This is a genomic window from Acidiferrimicrobium sp. IK (genome assembly GCF_025499425.1).
In the GTDB taxonomy this organism is placed as follows: domain Bacteria; phylum Actinomycetota; class Acidimicrobiia; order Acidimicrobiales; family Palsa-688; genus Acidiferrimicrobium.
Map to the genome: position 1 here is coordinate 62,623 of NZ_JAIMCB010000002.1, position 15,957 is coordinate 78,579.

Annotated in this window: 13 protein-coding genes; 8 read left to right on the forward strand and 5 right to left on the reverse strand. The window is 69.6% G+C overall.

What is annotated here, in order from left to right:
* Positions 1-95: 95 nt before the first annotated feature.
* Positions 96-1,448 (forward strand): winged helix-turn-helix domain-containing protein, encoded by a 1,353-nt coding sequence (locus tag K6U06_RS03750; protein WP_262320560.1) that lies wholly within the window; start codon positions 96-98, stop codon positions 1,446-1,448.
* Positions 1,449-1,522: 74 nt separating this feature from the next.
* The gene (locus tag K6U06_RS03755; protein WP_262320561.1) at positions 1,523-2,716 is read left to right on the forward strand and encodes an amidohydrolase family protein; all 1,194 of its coding nucleotides are present in this window, start codon (positions 1,523-1,525) and stop codon (positions 2,714-2,716) included.
* A 12-nt stretch (positions 2,717-2,728) separates the two neighbouring features.
* Here the strand turns inward: K6U06_RS03755 and K6U06_RS03760 are convergent, their stop codons facing one another.
* Both K6U06_RS03760 and K6U06_RS03765 read right to left on the reverse strand, forming a co-directional pair.
* The gene (locus K6U06_RS03760) at positions 2,729-3,868 is read right to left on the reverse strand and encodes a phosphotransferase family protein (protein WP_262320562.1); all 1,140 of its coding nucleotides are present in this window, start codon (positions 3,866-3,868) and stop codon (positions 2,729-2,731) included.
* The gene (locus K6U06_RS03765; RefSeq protein WP_262320563.1) at positions 3,861-4,976 is read right to left on the reverse strand and encodes a TIGR03857 family LLM class F420-dependent oxidoreductase; all 1,116 of its coding nucleotides are present in this window, start codon (positions 4,974-4,976) and stop codon (positions 3,861-3,863) included. Before K6U06_RS03765 ends, K6U06_RS03760 begins: the two co-directional genes overlap by 8 nt.
* A gap of 107 nt (positions 4,977-5,083) precedes the next feature.
* On the opposite strand from K6U06_RS03765, the gene K6U06_RS03770 reads away from it, so the two are divergent.
* Positions 5,084-6,631: an AMP-binding protein gene (locus tag K6U06_RS03770; protein ID WP_262320564.1), complete on the forward strand. Its 1,548-nt coding sequence runs from the start codon at positions 5,084-5,086 to the stop codon at positions 6,629-6,631.
* Between the two features lie 12 nt (positions 6,632-6,643).
* Here the strand turns inward: K6U06_RS03770 and K6U06_RS03775 are convergent, their stop codons facing one another.
* Complete coding sequence (locus tag K6U06_RS03775) at positions 6,644-7,918, reverse strand: cytochrome P450 (protein ID WP_262320565.1); 1,275 nt, start codon at positions 7,916-7,918, stop codon at positions 6,644-6,646.
* 80 nt (positions 7,919-7,998) lie between these two features.
* Here K6U06_RS03775 and K6U06_RS03780 point away from each other — a divergent pair, with 80 nt between their 5' ends.
* From K6U06_RS03780 to K6U06_RS03795, 4 genes are all read left to right on the forward strand, one after another.
* Positions 7,999-8,841 carry an enoyl-CoA hydratase/isomerase family protein gene (locus tag K6U06_RS03780; RefSeq protein WP_262320566.1) on the forward strand — a complete coding sequence of 281 codons (843 nt, stop codon included), beginning with the start codon at positions 7,999-8,001 and terminating at the stop codon, positions 8,839-8,841.
* A 134-nt stretch (positions 8,842-8,975) separates the two neighbouring features.
* Complete coding sequence (locus tag K6U06_RS03785; protein ID WP_262320567.1) at positions 8,976-10,121, forward strand: hypothetical protein; 1,146 nt, start codon at positions 8,976-8,978, stop codon at positions 10,119-10,121.
* A complete protein-coding gene (locus K6U06_RS03790) occupies positions 10,118-10,768 on the forward strand; it encodes a VOC family protein (protein ID WP_262320568.1) in 651 nt (216 codons plus the stop codon). Before K6U06_RS03785 ends, K6U06_RS03790 begins: the two co-directional genes overlap by 4 nt.
* Positions 10,765-12,870 (forward strand): acetate--CoA ligase family protein, encoded by a 2,106-nt coding sequence (locus tag K6U06_RS03795; RefSeq protein WP_262320569.1) that lies wholly within the window; start codon positions 10,765-10,767, stop codon positions 12,868-12,870. The genes K6U06_RS03790 and K6U06_RS03795 overlap by 4 nt, the downstream gene beginning before the upstream one ends.
* A 12-nt stretch (positions 12,871-12,882) precedes the next feature.
* Here the strand turns inward: K6U06_RS03795 and K6U06_RS03800 are convergent, their stop codons facing one another.
* A complete protein-coding gene (locus K6U06_RS03800) occupies positions 12,883-13,953 on the reverse strand; it encodes a zinc-binding dehydrogenase (RefSeq protein WP_262320570.1) in 1,071 nt (356 codons plus the stop codon).
* A 103-nt stretch (positions 13,954-14,056) separates the two neighbouring features.
* Here K6U06_RS03800 and K6U06_RS03805 point away from each other — a divergent pair, with 103 nt between their 5' ends.
* Positions 14,057-14,470 (forward strand): HAD family hydrolase, encoded by a 414-nt coding sequence (locus K6U06_RS03805; protein ID WP_262320571.1) that lies wholly within the window; start codon positions 14,057-14,059, stop codon positions 14,468-14,470.
* Between the two features lie 94 nt (positions 14,471-14,564).
* Here the strand turns inward: K6U06_RS03805 and K6U06_RS03810 are convergent, their stop codons facing one another.
* Positions 14,565-15,797: an ABC transporter substrate-binding protein gene (locus K6U06_RS03810; protein ID WP_262320910.1), complete on the reverse strand. Its 1,233-nt coding sequence runs from the start codon at positions 15,795-15,797 to the stop codon at positions 14,565-14,567.
* Positions 15,798-15,957: the final 160 nt, after the last annotated feature.

A 15,957-nucleotide genomic window follows, 5' to 3' on the forward strand; every position in this document is an offset into this window, starting at 1 on the left:
GGCAATTTGTCTCATAACCGGGGGACCGCCCCAAGAGCCCCCCGCTGGGAGCGATATCATCGAGGCAGACGCTGTCAAGTCTGTACAGGGGGGAAATGGCCGTAGGTGGGGACGCAGGGGTCGCGGTCTCGGTAGCGCCGTCCCAGTTGACCGGGGACGTGTGCCCTGATTACCCGGTACTGCTGGTCGGCCCGGTGGACGACGACGCACCGGGCCTGCGCGACTGGCTGGGCCGCAACGGGTGGCTGGTGACACTGGCCCCTGATGCCGACCGGGCCCGATGGCTGGCGTCGATCCAGAAGATCTCCGTTGCCCTGCTCACCGGCCCTCCCCCGCTCGTCTGGTCGACGGTTCACGCCATCCGTCCCGTGACCCTCGCGCCGATCGTCGTGCTCGGCTCTCCCCCCGCCGACGATGCCGCCGCGCTCGTGGCGGCCGGCGTCGATGCCATCGTCGAGGCCCGGAGCGGAACGGTGGGTATCGCAGCGCGCATCGCCGCCTTGGTGCGCCGGGCTGACAGCAGCTGGGAGCCGGGAGTCCGCTTCCTCGCCGCGGGAGATCTTTGCGTCGACCTCCGCGCCCAGCAGTGCCGCCTGCGCGACCAGCCCCTTCACCTGTCCCCGACCGAGTACGCCCTCCTGACGTTTCTCATGCGCCAGCCCGGACAGGCGTTGACCACCGAGGTGATCGTGCGAAAGGTGTGGGGATGGTTGCCGACCGATGGCCGCAACACGCTCCGGATCTTCGTCAACCGACTGCGCCGCAAGCTGGACGACGATCCTCGCCAGCCGCGCTACATCGCTTCGGTGCGCGGCACGGGCTACCGCTTCGCTGCGGACGTGACCGAGCTCGGTGACGTCGGCACGCCGGGGGCCGCCCCCGGCGACGACGGGGCGTCGCTGCTGCGGGCCGTGACAGCCTTGAGCCAGGCGCTGGCCGTTTGCCGCTCGGTAGAGGATGCCGGCGCCGAGCTGCTGGCCCGCATCGACGAGACAGGCTACGCAGACGCGATGGCAGTGTTCCGCACGATCGGCGAGGGGATGCGGCTGGTGGCCGAACGCCACATGCCGCCCGCCTGGCACGATCGGGTTGCGGACGGCGTCCCCCTGCTCCCCTCCTTCGCCAGCGCCCACAGCGTTATGACCAACGAACCGGTCCAGTTCGCGGACATCGCGGCGCGCGGCGAGCAGTTCACGGCGACCGCCGACCACCTAGTGGCGGCGGGCTACCGAGCGTGCCTCTTCCTCCCAATATTGCGCGACGATCGGGTGTGGGGCCACCTGGGCCTTGTCCGCCGGTCGCCCGAGGCGTTCGATGCCACGGGAACCGCCTTCCTCAGGGCGATGTGCGCAGTGTTCAGCCTAGGGCTGAATCGCTCGGGTGCCCTTCGTCCGCTGGCCGAACCGCTCCTCGACGACCCTCTCCTCGGGGAGCGGAGCCCAAACTGACATCTTCGTCACGTCTACGGTGACACTGTGAGCGCGGGGCCGGCCGGGCCCGAGCCGGATTTAGCGAGGCACACATGGACCTACCGAAGCTGATCAGCGTCGACGACCACGTCGTCGAGCCGCCGCACGTGTGGGACCGTTGGCTCCCGGCGAAGTACCGGGATCGGGGCCCGAAGATCGAGCGGCGGGGCATCGGCAACATCGACTACGTGGGCACCGCAAGCTACAAGGAGCACTTCGACGACTCCTCCCCCACCAAGGTTGACTGCTGGGTCTACGAGGACTTGATCTACACCCACAAGCGGATGGTCGCTGCCGCGGGGTACCCGAAAGAGGAGATGACCCTCACGCCGATCACCTACGAGCAGATGCGGCCCGGGTGCTACGACCCGAAGGCTCGCCTCGATGACATGGACGTGAGCTGGGTCGAGGCCTCGATGTGCTTCCCGACGCTGCCCCGGTTTTGCGGCCAGACGTTCTACGAGGGCAAGGACAAGGACCTCGGGATGGCCTGCGTGGTGGCCTACAACGACTGGATGGTCGAGGAGTGGTGCGGCGACTCCGGAGGGCGCCTCATCCCGCTCGGCATCATCCCCCTGTGGGATGTGCAGGCCGCGGCGGCCGAGGTGCGCCGCAACGCCGCCCGGGGGGTACGAGCGGTCTGCTTCAGCGAACTTCCGTACCACCTCGGCCTCCCCACCATCCACTCCGGCTACTGGGATCCCTTCTTTGATGCTTGCGCCGAGACCGGCACCGTGGTGGCTATGCACATCGGGTCCTCCTCGAAGATGCCTGCCGCGTCACCAGACGCGCCGCCGTCGGTGAGCGCCACACTGGCGTTCGGCAATGCGATGACATCGCTGATCGACTTCTTGATGTCGGGCTTGCTCGTCCGCTACCCGGCTCTCAAGTTGATGTACGCCGAGAGCCAGATTGGCTGGATCCCCTATGCGCTTCAACGGGTCGACCAGGTGTGGGAGGACAACCAGGGCTGGGCACAAACCAAGCACATCCCGGAGCCTCCGTCCACCTACTACTACCGCAGCGTCTACGGCTGCTTCATCAACGACCCGCATGGCTTGGACTCCATCGACGAGGTCGGGGAGGACAACATCACCGCCGAGACCGACTACCCCCACAGCGACTCGACCTGGCCCGACAGCGGCACAATCATGGCCAAGCTCACCGCTGGCCTCACTCCCGAGCAGACGAGGAAGGTCCTCCGGGGCAACGCCATTCGGCTCCTCGATCTTCCGCTGGAGCCCTGAGGAGGATCCCGGCTACGAGGAGGCCGCCGGGGCGCTCCGGCTCTGGCGGTGGGCCAAATAGTCGGCGTCGAGGCGGGGGACGGGCAGCCCGAGGCGGGCGGCGATCATACGGGTGACCGCGTTGCCGTGACCCATCCCGGTCCCTGCCGGCAAGAGGCCGGCCTGCACGCGCAGGTCGGCCTGTCGGATCAAGGTAGTGGCCACCATCGTCTCCGCCATTAGCTCGAACCACTCGAGGTTGCGCAGCGTCCGGCCGCTAGCTGCCTCATAGCGGGCGATGGTGGTAGCCCGGTCCGGGAACCCCTCCAGCGGTTCGACTCCGGCCCCCTCGGTGAAGAACCGGTCGAAGAAAAGCCAGTGTCCCAGGTCGACCTCGGGGGGGCCTATCGAGGCCAGTTCCCAGTCGATGGCGGCCGCGACACGGAGGTCGTCGGCGACGATCATGTTGCCGATCCGGGCGTCGCCCCACACAAGGACCGGATCGCCGGCGCGCACGGCGGGGGCTTCGGCGCGCAGCGCATCCAAAGCGGCGTCGGTGACGGGGAAGGATCGCCCTCCGGTCACCCACCGGTACCACCTGGCGAGCGCCGCCAGCCGATCCTCGAGAGTCGGGTCGCCGCCCGGCGCCAGCCACTCATGGGTGTCGCGCCAGTCAGTCTCGTGCACCGCGACGACCACATCGAGGGCCGACGACCACAGACGCCCCCGCTCGGCGACGCTCAGTTCTGGCAGCCAGCCGGCGGTGTGGATCGAAGGGCGGGCGGTCGGCACCCGCCCGGCCACCCGGCGCATCACGAAAAAAGGCGTCCCGATCACGGCGGCATCTGCTTCGGACCAGAGCATCTCCGGGACCGGGACCCGGGAGCGCAACTGCAGAGCCGCCATCACATCGAACTCCCGGATCACATCGGCATCGTCGAAGAGCCGGTTGGCGCCCGGTTGCCGGCGCAGTACGAACTCGCCGGAGCGGGGCCGGTCGCCGCCGGTCCACCAAGCCCGGAAGAGGGCGGTGTCGTTGGACTGACCGGCGGCGGCAGGTTCCAGCGCGCCGACCGTGACCTCCCCGGTGTTTCCTTCGCCCAGAGCGGCCAGGCGGGGCCGCAGCCAGGCGGCCAAACGGGAGGCGACCGAGGTGGGGTCGGGCTCAGCCACCCAGCCGCTCCCCGGCAGCGGGGGCGGACGGGCCGAACGCTCCTGCTAGCCCATCGAGGTGCTCCGCGGTCGAACCGTGAACGATGATCTCGTCGGCACCGGCACGCAAGTAGCGGTGCAAACCTGCGGCACAGTACGCAGCCGTGCCGGCCAGGGCCGTCGTCTCCAGCCAGCCTTCCGGCAGCTCCCGGCTGAGCTCGATGAGCTCGGGCCTGGACAGAGTCTTGTCGGCGGAACGGTCGCCCAGCGCCCGCAGCACCGGATGGGAGCGGTAGCGCTCCAGCTCCGACCGGTCCCACCCGTTGGCCCGCACCAGCGAGTCTCCGAGCCCGGGCACGGAGAAATAGCCGGCGGCGCGGGCCCCGATGGCCAGATCGGTGTCGGCCGCCGTTCGGTCCGGTGCCACCACGACCGTGACCACGCACCGGACGGTCTCCGGGTCCCGGCCGGCGTCGGCCGCAGCCTGCCTCACGATCCGGCAGGACTGCGACACCGCGTCGACGGTCAAAAACGGATGGAGGATCGCGCCGTCGAAGCAGGCCCCGGCAAGCGCCAGGGTCCGGGGCCCGACCGCGGCGAGGAGCATGTCGGGAGCGGGGGCGTCGGGACGCTGCGCCAGCCGCAGCTGCGGGTAGCACCCCGCCGGTCCGTCATAGGAGACGGTGCCCCCCGCCCACAGGGAGCGGAGAATCCCGGCGGTGTCGGCCATGGTCCGCAGCGTCGGTTCCGGCACCCCGTATGCGTCCCACCGCCAGGACGCGGAGCGACCGAAACCCAGGGTGAAGCGCCCGCCACTCAAGGATTGCAGGGTCTGGCCCATCGACGCCAGCACCATGGGGTGGCGGAGACCGAAGTGCGTCACCCCGGCACCGATGCGCACACGGCCGGTCGTCGCCGCGATGGCGCCGGCGAGAGCCGGTAGGTCCTTGGTGTCGTAACGCTCCCCGATCCACACCCCGCCCATGCCGATCCGCTCGGCGGCTGCGGCCTGCGTCAGCGCTGCCCGGGAGTCAGTGACGCCTCCAGGAAGCACGTAGCAGGCCAGCCGCCCGTAGCGGCCGCCGCTCGGCCCGTCGCCTTGGCGCGCGGTGATCTCCCCCGGTCTCATGGTGCCCTCACCACCGTAACCGGCGCATCCTGTCCGTTGCCTTTCCACCCCCACAGCCGGGCTCGGGACCTCCCCCACGCACGGGGACGCTTCCTACAGTGACCGCGATGAACGTCGGTCAGATGCTCTCCGCCACCGCCCGTCGACTCCCGGATGCGCCGGCTCTGACATGGGGTCAGCGCTCTGTCACCTACGGAGAGCTTGACCGGCGCTCCGATGCCCTGGCCGCGGGTCTGGCCGCCATCGGGGTGACCCGTCAGGACCGCGTGGGCGTGCTGATGCGCAACCGGCCGGAGCTGCTCGAAGCGATGTACGCCTGCTTCAAAAGCGGCCTGTGTGTCGTTCCCCTCAACGCCCGCTTCACCGGCCCGGAGGTCGCCTACCACCTCGAGGATTCCGGCGCAGCCGCCATCATCACCGACCCCGCCAGTCTGGACATGGCTCTCAAGGCGGGCGTGCCCGGAGTGGAGGTCGTCGTGGCGGACGGGCCGGGGGGGCTCCCGACCGGCGTGCACGCGCTGGACACCCTCGTGTCGAACCACCTCGGCGACCGGCAGCGACCCGTCCCCGTCGGGCGCGACGACCTGGCCTGGCTCTTCTACACCTCAGGGACGACCGGCCGCCCGAAAGGGGCGATGCTCACCCACGCCAACCTGTCCTTCGCGGTCGCCTCGTGGTTGGCCGACTTGACCCCGATGGACCACACCGGCGTCACGCTTCACGCCGCGCCGTTAAGCCACGGGGCCGGCTTCCACGCCCTGGCTGCGACGGCCCGCGGCGCCCACCAGGTGCTTCCCCCCGACGGCGCCTTCGACGGGCGGGCGATTGTCGAGCTGATGCGCCAACACGGCGTGACCAACACCTGGTTGGTGCCGACCCAGATCGTGATGATCCTCGACGCAATGGCCGGAGAGGCCATCGACCTTCCGGCCCTGCGCCAGGTGGTGTACGGCGGCGCGCCTTTTGCCCCCGCTGATCTGTCCCGGGCCGTCGACGCCTTCGGCCCGGTGCTGGTCCAGCTCTACGGCCAGGGGGAAACCCCCATGACCGCGACGGTCATGCCGGCCGCCGATCACGTGCTCCCCAAGGACGCGGCAGGGCCGGGTCACCTGGCGTCCGCCGGTTACCCTCGCCCCGGCGTGGACGTGCGCATCCTCGGAGGTGACGACGAGGAGCTCCCACTCGGCGAGGTCGGCGAGATCTGCGTGCAGGCGCCGTGTGTGATGCTCGGCTACTGGCAGCGGCCGGAGGAGACCGCGAGGACCCTCCGCGGCGGGTGGCTGCACACCGGCGATCTGGGACGCCAGGAGGCCGACGGGTACCTCTACCTGATGGACCGGGCCAAGGACATGATCATCAGCGGGGGGTCCAACGTCTACGCGATGGAGGTCGAAGCCGCTCTGGCCGAGCACCCGGCGGTTCGTGACGTCGCTGTGATCGGCGTCGAGGACCGGACCTGGGGCCAGCTCGTCGTGGCAGTCGTGGTCACCGACCTCGCGGAGGATCAAATCGCAGACGCGCTCGACGCTCACTGCCGCGAGCAGCTGGCCACCTACAAGCGGCCTCGACGCTTCGTGGTGACCGGCGCGCTGCCCCGCAATGCCTACGGCAAGGTCGACAAGAGATCCCTTCGCGAGCGCCTGACAGGCCTGTAGCGCCGGCGGCCGTCACTCTTGGGTGGCGGTCACCCCGGTGTCTGCCAGGAGGTGCTGGAGGGAACGGAACAGCACGTTGGGCGAGTACTCCCATTCCTGCCCCTCGACGAGCCTGATCCCAGGCATCATCTCCCGCATCGCCTCCAAGACGAGCCGAAGCTCCAGGCGGGCCAACGGTGCGCCGAGACAGAAGTGAACCCCCTTGCCGAAGCTCAGGTGGTCGCGGGCGTTGGGCCGGCTCACGTCGAGTACGTCCGCGTCGGGAAACTTGGCACCGTCATGGTGGGCGGACGCAAACAACAGGATGATTTTGGCCCCTGCCGGGACCGGCGTACCGCCGATAGCGGCGTCGCGGGCAGCGAGCCGCCGATGACCCATCACCGGTGGGTCGAAGCGCAAACCTTCCTCCACCGCGTCAGGGATCAGGCCCGGTTCGGCGCAGAGACGCTGCCACTGCTCGGGGACCGCGAGAATCCGGCGGAGGCTGTTGGCGATCGCGTTGCGAGTCGAGTCATGCCCGGCCAGCGCCATCGAGTAGACGATGTTGAGCACGTCGTCGGTCGTCACCAGGTCCGGATTGTCGTCGCGGTACTGGAGTAGATCGCTGGTCAAGTCGTCGGCGCGTTCCTGGTCGCGCCGGGTCACGAAGGCGTCGATGTAGTTCCAGAACGCCACCACGTTGCCGGCCACCGCGACCTGCTCGTCAGGAGGTAGGTGCCCGTAGGTGAGCACCACCCGGCGGGACGACCACTCGAGGATCTGGTCGCTGTCCTCCATCGGGAGCCCGAGCAGCCCCAGGGCGGTGTGGATCGGGAGCGGCTCTGCGATCGAGGAGACGAGGTCGACCCTCGGGCGGCGGGCCATCTCGGCCACGCATGCCCGAGTGAACTCCCGCAGCTCCGGCTCGAGCGCCCGCAGCCGCCGGGGCGACATGCAGGCCAGGACCGCCTTGCGCATCGGTCCGTGGCGGGGCGGATCGGCGTTGTTGAGCGTCGGGACCCTCCGATAACCGCCCTCCTGCATGATGGCTGCGGCCTCGGGCACCGGAGGCCAGATCGGGGACGAGGCGTTGGCGGCGTGGAAGGTGTCCCGATCGAGCAGCACCTGCTCGATGTCGGCATAGCGAGTAACGATGTAGTGGCCGAGCTCCTCGTCGTACCAGACCGGGGACTGCTCACGGAGCGTCCCGATCGCGTCGAACGGCTCCGCCAAGAACGCCTGGTCCAGCCAGTCCACCCCGTGGGCTACCGGGCACGTCGCTACATCCACGCTGACCCCCTTCGTCACGGTGCCAGCCTACGGGCATCGGTGATGTCGGTCGTGTGTCGGCGCGCCACCGGCGGCGCGCGTTGTGCTGAGGTGGGCGCATGGACCTCGTGGACATCACCTACAGCCCCATGGACGGCTTCGCCGAGATCGTGCTGGACCGGCCCGATGCCCTCAATCCGATCTCGGCCGCCTCCGGGGGAACCCGGGACCAGATCCTCGCTGCTCTGGCCATGGCCGAGGCCGACCCGGCGGTCGGCGCCGCGGTCATCCGCGGTGCCGGGCGGGCATTCTCGGCGGGGGGCGACCTGACGGGCAACGCCCGGCGCGAGTCCGCCGCCGAAGAGCTCGGCTTCGTCGAGGGCGCCGCTCGTTTCCACGCCGCCCTGCGGGCGACACGCATCCCCGTCGTCGCCGCCGTCCACGGCTACTGCCTGGGCGCGGCGCTCGGGCTGGTGGCGGCCTGCGACCTCGTCGTCGCCTCGCACGAAGCCCGCTTCGGTCTGCCCGAGGGTCGGCTGGGCCTCGTAGGGGCAACCCCGCTGGTGCCGGTCATCGGCCGGCAGTGGGCCAAGTACCTGATCATGACCGGCGAGATGATCGGCGCCGAGCAGGCGGCCCGGATCGGCCTGGTCCTAACCGTCGTGGCGGCCGACGGGCTCGTCGAGCGGGCTCGGGACCTCGCCGGTCGCCTGGCCCGGATGCCCTCGGAGGCGATCGCGCTCAACAAGCGAGCCATCGACGCTACCGCTGACGGCATCGAGTCGGGCGGGTTGGCGACGGGCGTGGCTCACGACGCGGTCACCTTGGCGAACTCATCGCGGGCGATGGCTCCCGACGGGCGCCCTTTTCGCGACATCATCGCTGCGGAGGGCATGGACGGGCTGAAGAAGGCCCGGGCGCAGCAGTGGGACACCCCGTGGCTGGTGTCCCCGACGGCCTAGTCAGTCGCCCTGCGACCATGTCGGGCGGATGTCCATCGCCGCCCGATACCGAGCCTCCGTTGTCCGGCGCAGACTTGGTCCCTAACCTCCAAACCGGCTGGACAACCCGGCCAACGTACGCTCGGGAGGCGCCCGTGACCCTTGCTGACCACCTCGAACGCAACCTCCTCGAGATCCCGATCCCCCCGTCGGGCCGAGTCGATGTCTACTCCGGAGTCGCTCGCCTGTCCGGCGCGACGTGGGCGTCGGAGGTCCGCCGCAAGGGCCACACGCCCACCACCGCCGTGCTCATCGTGCACCCGACCGCCAACTTCCTCGGACACTACGCACTGCCCACGCTGGCCGAGCTCGGAGTCGGGGCGGTCGGGATGACCACCCGCTACGTAGCCAACGACTCGAGCATGGTCCTCGAGAACTGCCTGCTCGACATCGCATCGGCCATCCTGACGCTGCGCCAGCGGGGCTACGAGCGGGTCGTCCTGGTCGGCAACTCGGGAGGCGGCTCGATCGTCCCCTACTACCAGGCCCAGTCGGAGCGCCCCTCGGTGACCACGCCCCCGGGCGGGGTGGGACCCGATCTGACCGCCGCGGACCTGCCGGCGGCGGACGCCGTGGTCCTCTTGATGGCACACGTGTCGCGGGCCAAGCTGAGCACGGAGTGGCTCGACCCGGCGATCATCGACGAGGGGGCACCGTTCCAGCGCGACCCGGCGCTCGATGCCTTCGACCCGGACAACGGCCCCCCCTACACGCCGGAGTTCGTCGAGCGGTACCGGTCGGCGCAGCTGGAGCGCAACCGCCGGATCACCGAGTGGGCGGAGCGCCAGCTGAACGCCATCGGCAGCGCCCGGCACTTCCCTGCCGGCCTCGACGACCTGGCGTTCGTCGTGCACGGGACGTCGGCAGACCTGCGCTTCCTCGACCCGACCGTCGACGCCAGCGATCGGGCCGTCGGCTCTACCCTCTGGGGCCGCCCGGAGGTCGCCAACTACCTGCCGGCGGGCATCAGCCGTTTCACGACGCTGCGCTCATGGATCAACCAGTGGTCATTCGACCGCACCAACGGCAACGCCCTGCTGTGGCTACCCAAGCTCGAGACCCCGGTGCTGGTCATCGGCGGGTCGGCCGACTCGGGATCCCCTCCGTCGGTTTTCACCCAGCTCTACGACGCGGTCGGCACGGCTCGACGGGAGCTGCTCGTCCTCGAAGGGGCGACCCACTACTACGAGAACCAACCGGAGCTGTTGCGCCAGGCCTGCGAAGCAATCGTGGCCTGGTGAGCGGCACGGGACCAGCCACGGAGGACACGATGATCGACCAGACCGCCACCCCGGCGGCGGACGCCACTGGCGCCGTCGCCGTTAGCGACGCCGAGGCGCCGATGCGCCTGAACCACCTGGCGTACGTCACCCACGACACCCGGGCCACCGTCGACTTCTACACCCGGGTAATGCGGATGCCGCTCACCGAAGCGGTGATGAACAGCCAGGTGCCCTCGACCGGGGACCCCTTCCCCTACGTCCACTTCTTCTTCCGCATGCAGGACGGCTCGACGATCGCTTTCTTCGAGGCCGTCGGCCTCCCGGAGCGCTCAGCCCCCAGCCACCAGGCCTACGACACCTTCGATCACCTCGCCTTGGAGGCGGCCGACACCGACGAGGTCGACCGGTGGCGCGACCACCTGTTGGCCGAGGGCGTCGATGTCCTCGGGCCCATCGACCACGGGATCATCTACAGCATCTACTTCCACGACCCGAACGGGATCCGCCTCGAGATCACGACGCCTCTCGTGGCCGACTGGAACGACCGGCCTGCCTCCGCCAAGGCCATCGTGGATGCATGGCTGGCCACCAAGGAAAGCGGCGTCGCCGCGGACCTGCCGGACCGGCTGAGGGCCCTCATCGCGTCGAACGAACACTCAAAGTGAGCATCGCCGCCGACGACGGCCCCACTTCCCTGGGCCGGCTGCTCTCGCCCCGCTCGGTGGCGCTGGTCGGCGCCAGCGAGGGACGGACCATGTCCGACGTCGCCGTCTCCCACCTGCAGAACGCGGGCGTGGACCTGCACCTGGTGAACGCGCGCAGCGCCACCGCCTACGGGCTGGCCACGGTACCGAGCCTGTCTGCGATCGGCACCCCGGTCGACGCGGTGCTGACCCTGATCGGGGCGAAGGCGACCGCGGACGTCGTCGACGAGGCCGGCGCCCTGGGCTGCGCAGGCCTGGTCCTGGTCGCCAGCGGCTTCGCCGAGGTTGGCCCCGACGGCGTCGGACTCCAAGGCCGTATCGTCGACGCCTGCCACCGCTACGGCATGGCCGCCGTCGGCCCCAACTGCACGGGCTTTGCCAACATCTCCGAAGGGGTGTCCCTGTTCACGGGCATGCCGGTGGCGCTGCGGCCAGGACCGCTGAGCATCGTGTCGCAGAGCGGCTACTTGATGCGCGCCGCCATGGTCGCAGCACGCGAACGCAACCTCGGCGTACGCCTGGCCGTGTCATCCGGCAACGAAGCGGTCACCGGTCTCGCCGACTACATCGACTTCCTGGCCGCCGACCCCGAGACCACGGTCATATGCCTGGTACTCGAGACGATCCGGGACCGGGAAGGCTTCTTCGCCGCGGTAGGCCGGGCCCGGGCGGCCGGCAAGCCGATCATCGCGTTGAAGCTCGGCCACAGCGACCGGGGCCGCGACATCATGCAGTCCCACACCGGAGCGATCGCCACCGAAGCGTGGGTGTACGAAGTCGGGTTGCGCCAGGCCGGCGTCGTCCTGGCCGAGGACCTCGAGGGCCTCTTGGACCGGGCCCAGCTCCTTGTGCAGCTGCCGCGGGAGCGGTGGCGCGTCACCCGCAACGTGGCCCTCATCGCTTCCTCGGGCGGGGTCGCAGCGCTGGCCAGCGACATCGTTACCAGCGAAGGCGTCGACCTGCCGGCCCTCGACGACCTTCGCGAGCGGGTCCGCCAGACCATCCCCACCGCCCCCTACGCCAACCCCCTCGATCTCACCGGCTTCGCGGTCGAACCGCCCTCGGTCGTGGAGGACCTGGTCGAGATCTTCACCGCGTCCGACGACGTGGATGCCCTGGTGGTCGGCTGGTGGACCGGCGACGAGGACGCTCGCCGAGCCGAGATGTTCCTGGAGCCGCTGCGCAACGTGGCCGGGCGAACCGACACGCCTCTCATCATCACCACGGTCGAGGAATCGCGGATCGGCACGTGGACCACCGACGCAGCCCAGGGGCTTGTCGCTTGCACCCGGGGGCTGCGGGGCACCGCTCGCGCCCTTGCGGCCATGGCCGAGCATGTCGGGTTCCGTGGCGGCCCGCTCGGCACTCCACTCCTGCGGGACCCCCTCCCCCGCCCGGCGACCGTCAACTCCGCGGCCGGCCCGATCGTCGGGTTCGCCGACAGCCTCCGGCTCCTCGCGGAGGCGGGCGTCCCGGTCGCCGCTCCGATCATCGCCGACGGTCCAGGCGGCCTGGCTGACGCCGACCTGAGCGGCCTCGGCGATGCTGCAGTCGTCAAGCTGGCCGACGTCCCCCACCGCACCGAGATGGGGGCGGTCCGCGTCGGGGTTCCCTCGGCGGACCTCCTCGCCGTGGCCGAGGACCTCGACGCCATCGCCCGGCGCGAGGGCGTCCCTCCCACCCTTGCGATCCAGCCCCTGGTCACCGGCCGCGGCGAGGCGTTCATCGGCGGACGCAACCGGACCGATCTCGGGGCGATCATCGTGGTGGGTCTGGGCGGGGTCCTGGTGGAGCTCACCGGTCGCCCGATCGGTCGCCTTCTGCCGGCAACCACCGAGGACATCGAGGCAATGCTCGACGAGCTGGGAGCCGGCACCGTCTTCGCCGGCCTGCGAGGTCAGGAGGCCTGGGACCGCAAGGCCCTGGCCGCAGCCGTGGCCGGCGTGGCCGAGCTGATGACCCGAGCGCCGTGGCTGGAGTCGATCGACGTCAACCCGCTGATCTGTGACGAGCGGGGGTGCACCGCCGTCGATGCGTTGCTCGTCATGACTCCGGAAACCTGACCACCTGCGGTGTCAGCGGTGAGGGTCGACCATGATCTTCACGTGGCGATCGGGATGGTGGAGCAGCTCTTCGAGGCCGTCGCCAACGAGTTCTTCGAGGCCGATCTCATCGCTGATCATGCCGGCGTCCACCCGCCCCGAGGCCAGCAGGGCCAAGGCGGCGGGGAAGTCGACGGCGGGTTCGTAGGTCATTGTGAAGCGCAGGTCCAGTTCCTTGGCCATGCACCGTCCCATGTCCAAGGCGCTCCGATGCTGCCAACCGGCCACGTTGACAAGCGCGCCTCGCTGGCGCAGGGCGCTGAGCGCGTCGTCGAGGGCCCGGTCCGACCCTGTGGTGTCGAACACCACGTCAACCCCGGGGCTGGTGAGGTCCCGGCACACCGAAGATGCCCGCTCGACCGAGGGGTCGGCGACGGCTGTCGCCCCGAAGCGAAGGGCCGCAGCGCGCCGCGATACCGACAGGTCCGACGCCACGACCAAGGCGGCGCCAGCCGCCCGGGCGCACTGGAGGACGGCCAGTCCGACCGGGCCGGTACCGAGGACGAGCACTGTCGACCCGAGTGGCATCGGCGCCCGCCGAACCGCGTGAACGGCCACCGCGACCGGTTCGGTCAGCGCAGCAGCCCGGAGGTCCAACTCGTCTGGGACCGAGAACAGGCTGCGGGCCGACACGACGGCGCGGGGAGCAAGGCCGCCGTGAAGCGGCTGTCGGTAGCCCCCGTAGATAGCCAGGCGCCGGCACAGGTTCGGCCACCCCTGTGTACAGGGCCAGCACTCCCCGCACCATTCGATGGGCGCCACCGCCACCCGGTCGCCCTCGAACACGGTTGTGACCCCCTCCCCCACTTCTCTGACCGTTCCCGCGAACTCGTGGCCCAACACCACGCCGGGCACGTGCATCGCAGCACCCCCAGTGTCCGACCCGACGTAGGTGTGGAGATCACTCCCGCAGATCCCGTTGCGGTCCACCTCAATCACCACCTGCCCCGCGCCGACCGACGGTGTCGCCACGTCCTCGATTCGGATGTCGCGCGGGCCGTAGTACACCGCCGCCCGCATCATCCCTCCACCCCCGGCAACCACACTATTGAGGTTAGACCCCGCCGCCTGCCGCACGCCTTTCAGTGACCATGCCGGCTGCGACCACCTACCCCGACACAGCACGACCGGCCTAGTGTCTCGGGCTATGACCGCGGACGAGCGTGGCGCCGTTGAGGGAAGCCACTGGGTGTTCGATCTTGACGGCACCCTGGTGGACGGGCTCGCGGCCACCAGTCTGAGGCCAGGGGCCGCCGCCTTGCTCGACCGCTTGGGCCTCGCTGGCGCACGGGTCTTCCTCTGGAGTGCAGGCGGGGCGGCATACGCGAGCAGAGTCGCCGAGGGGTTGGGAATCGCCCACTGGTTCGCCGCTGTCGCCGACAAGGAGCCCGGTGCGGACGGGCGCTGGGTGCTCCCCAGGGAGTGGGCGTCGGGCCACGAGGTCGTCTGTGTCGATGACGAGCCCGGCCGCCTTCCTCACGGCGTCCGCATCGTCGCGGTCCGACCCTGGCTTGGGGCGACGAGCGACGCTGTGCTAGACGGCGTCGCCGCATGCCAGTAGGCCGGCCGGCGACAGACCAGCCCGGCTGATGATCGAAGCGGCTGTTGACCGGAGGCGTCCCCTCGGGACGCCTCCGGTCACGCCTACCGGCCTCTCAGGTGGATGCTTTGAGCCCTGGGATCCTCGTGCCGCAGATCGGGCCAGCGCCGCTGATCGTGGTGAAAGTCGATCCCGAGAGCTTGGCCACATACATGCAATCGCCCGGCCCGACGGAGCCGGCGACGTTGCCGAACTGCGAGAAGTCGAGGGTGTGCGTGCCGTACAGGCCGAAGCCGTCGAAGTCCGTCACTTCGCGCAGTGCAGTCATGAATGACGAGGTGGTCGGCGACGCGCCGCCCTTCAGCAGGCCCGACGTCAGTCCGGCCACAGCCAGGTAAGCCTCGTACTCGGAGAAGGTGGGGATGGTCGTGACGTTGGCATAGCTCTTCAACGCGGCTTGGAACTGCTTCGTGCCTGGCGTGTTGAGGTCGACCGTGGCGGCGGTCGTCTCGAAGTCGATGCCTTGGGCGGCCTGCACCCCCGCCGGAGACTGGAGCAAGTCCCCGCCATAGCCAGTGGGACTGAGGAACACTTTTGGCTTCGCTCCGAGAGCGAGCAGCGCGGCATACAGGGCAAAGGACGTGCTCGGCACGACCGGGACATAGACGCCGTCGACCCCGGCCGCTTTCATGGCGATGGCCAGCGGTTGTACGTCGGTGCTCCCGAAGGGAAAGTTCAGGTTTTGGTAGGCAATCGAGATGCCGGCGGTTGAGGCCGACTGCGCGGCGCCGGCGGCTGCCTCCCTGGCCGTCGCCGAGACCCCATAGCCGACGACGCCGATCTTGGTCACGCCCTGGCTCTTCATGAAGGCGCCGATGGTGGTCGACACACCCGAGTAGTCCACGCTGCCGGCGACGTCGAACAGGTTCGACAGCGCTCCGGTCGACCACTCCGGCCCGTCGAAGCCTCCGCCAATCACCGGGATGTGCTGTTGGAAGAGGTACTGCGCTGCGCCGTAGAAGTCGGAGCTGACTTCGAGGATGGCGAAGACGTGGTCCTGCTCGACTAGCTTCTGCGCCGCAGCCAGGGCCCCAGCCGGCGTGGACTGGGTGTCGGCCATTACGTATTGGATCTTCAGGCCCTTGGTTGCCGCGACGCCGATCCCCGCTTTGATCCCCGACTCCGTCCCTTGAAATCCGGATGCGGCCGCTCCGGTGGAATCGGTCATAACCCCGACTTTTACCGTCGTTGTTGCGCTCGTGCCAGTAGATCCGCCGCCACTTCCCGGTGTTGCAGTCGTGGCACTGGTGCTAGCGGATTTTCCGCTCCCGCACGCAGCCGTGGCCATTGCCAGCGCCGCGGCGACGCCGGCCCCCCTTAAAAGTGCTGAACGCACGTATTTCCCCCCTGATAGCGGATTCGATAGAACCCGCCATCAACGTAGTAGCAACGTTCCCTCGCTACAACCGTTCCGACTGTCAGCGAGATGTCGGTCCCGGGGTCCCCTG

Excerpts from the sequence above, each read along its gene's own strand:
- K6U06_RS03780 (WP_262320566.1), top strand. The coding sequence starts at position 7,999 with ATGGACCTCGTGGACATCACCTACAGCCCCATGGACGGCTTCGCCGAG.
- K6U06_RS03805 (WP_262320571.1), top strand. The coding sequence starts at position 14,057 with ATGACCGCGGACGAGCGTGGCGCCGTTGAGGGAAGCCACTGGGTGTTC.
- K6U06_RS03755 (WP_262320561.1), top strand. The coding sequence starts at position 1,523 with ATGGACCTACCGAAGCTGATCAGCGTCGACGACCACGTCGTCGAGCCG.
- K6U06_RS03810 (WP_262320910.1), bottom strand. The coding sequence starts at position 15,797 with ATGGCCACGGCTGCGTGCGGGAGCGGAAAATCCGCTAGCACCAGTGCC.
- K6U06_RS03750 (WP_262320560.1), top strand. The coding sequence starts at position 96 with ATGGCCGTAGGTGGGGACGCAGGGGTCGCGGTCTCGGTAGCGCCGTCC.
- K6U06_RS03765 (WP_262320563.1), bottom strand. The coding sequence starts at position 4,976 with ATGAGACCGGGGGAGATCACCGCGCGCCAAGGCGACGGGCCGAGCGGC.
- K6U06_RS03770 (WP_262320564.1), top strand. The coding sequence starts at position 5,084 with ATGAACGTCGGTCAGATGCTCTCCGCCACCGCCCGTCGACTCCCGGAT.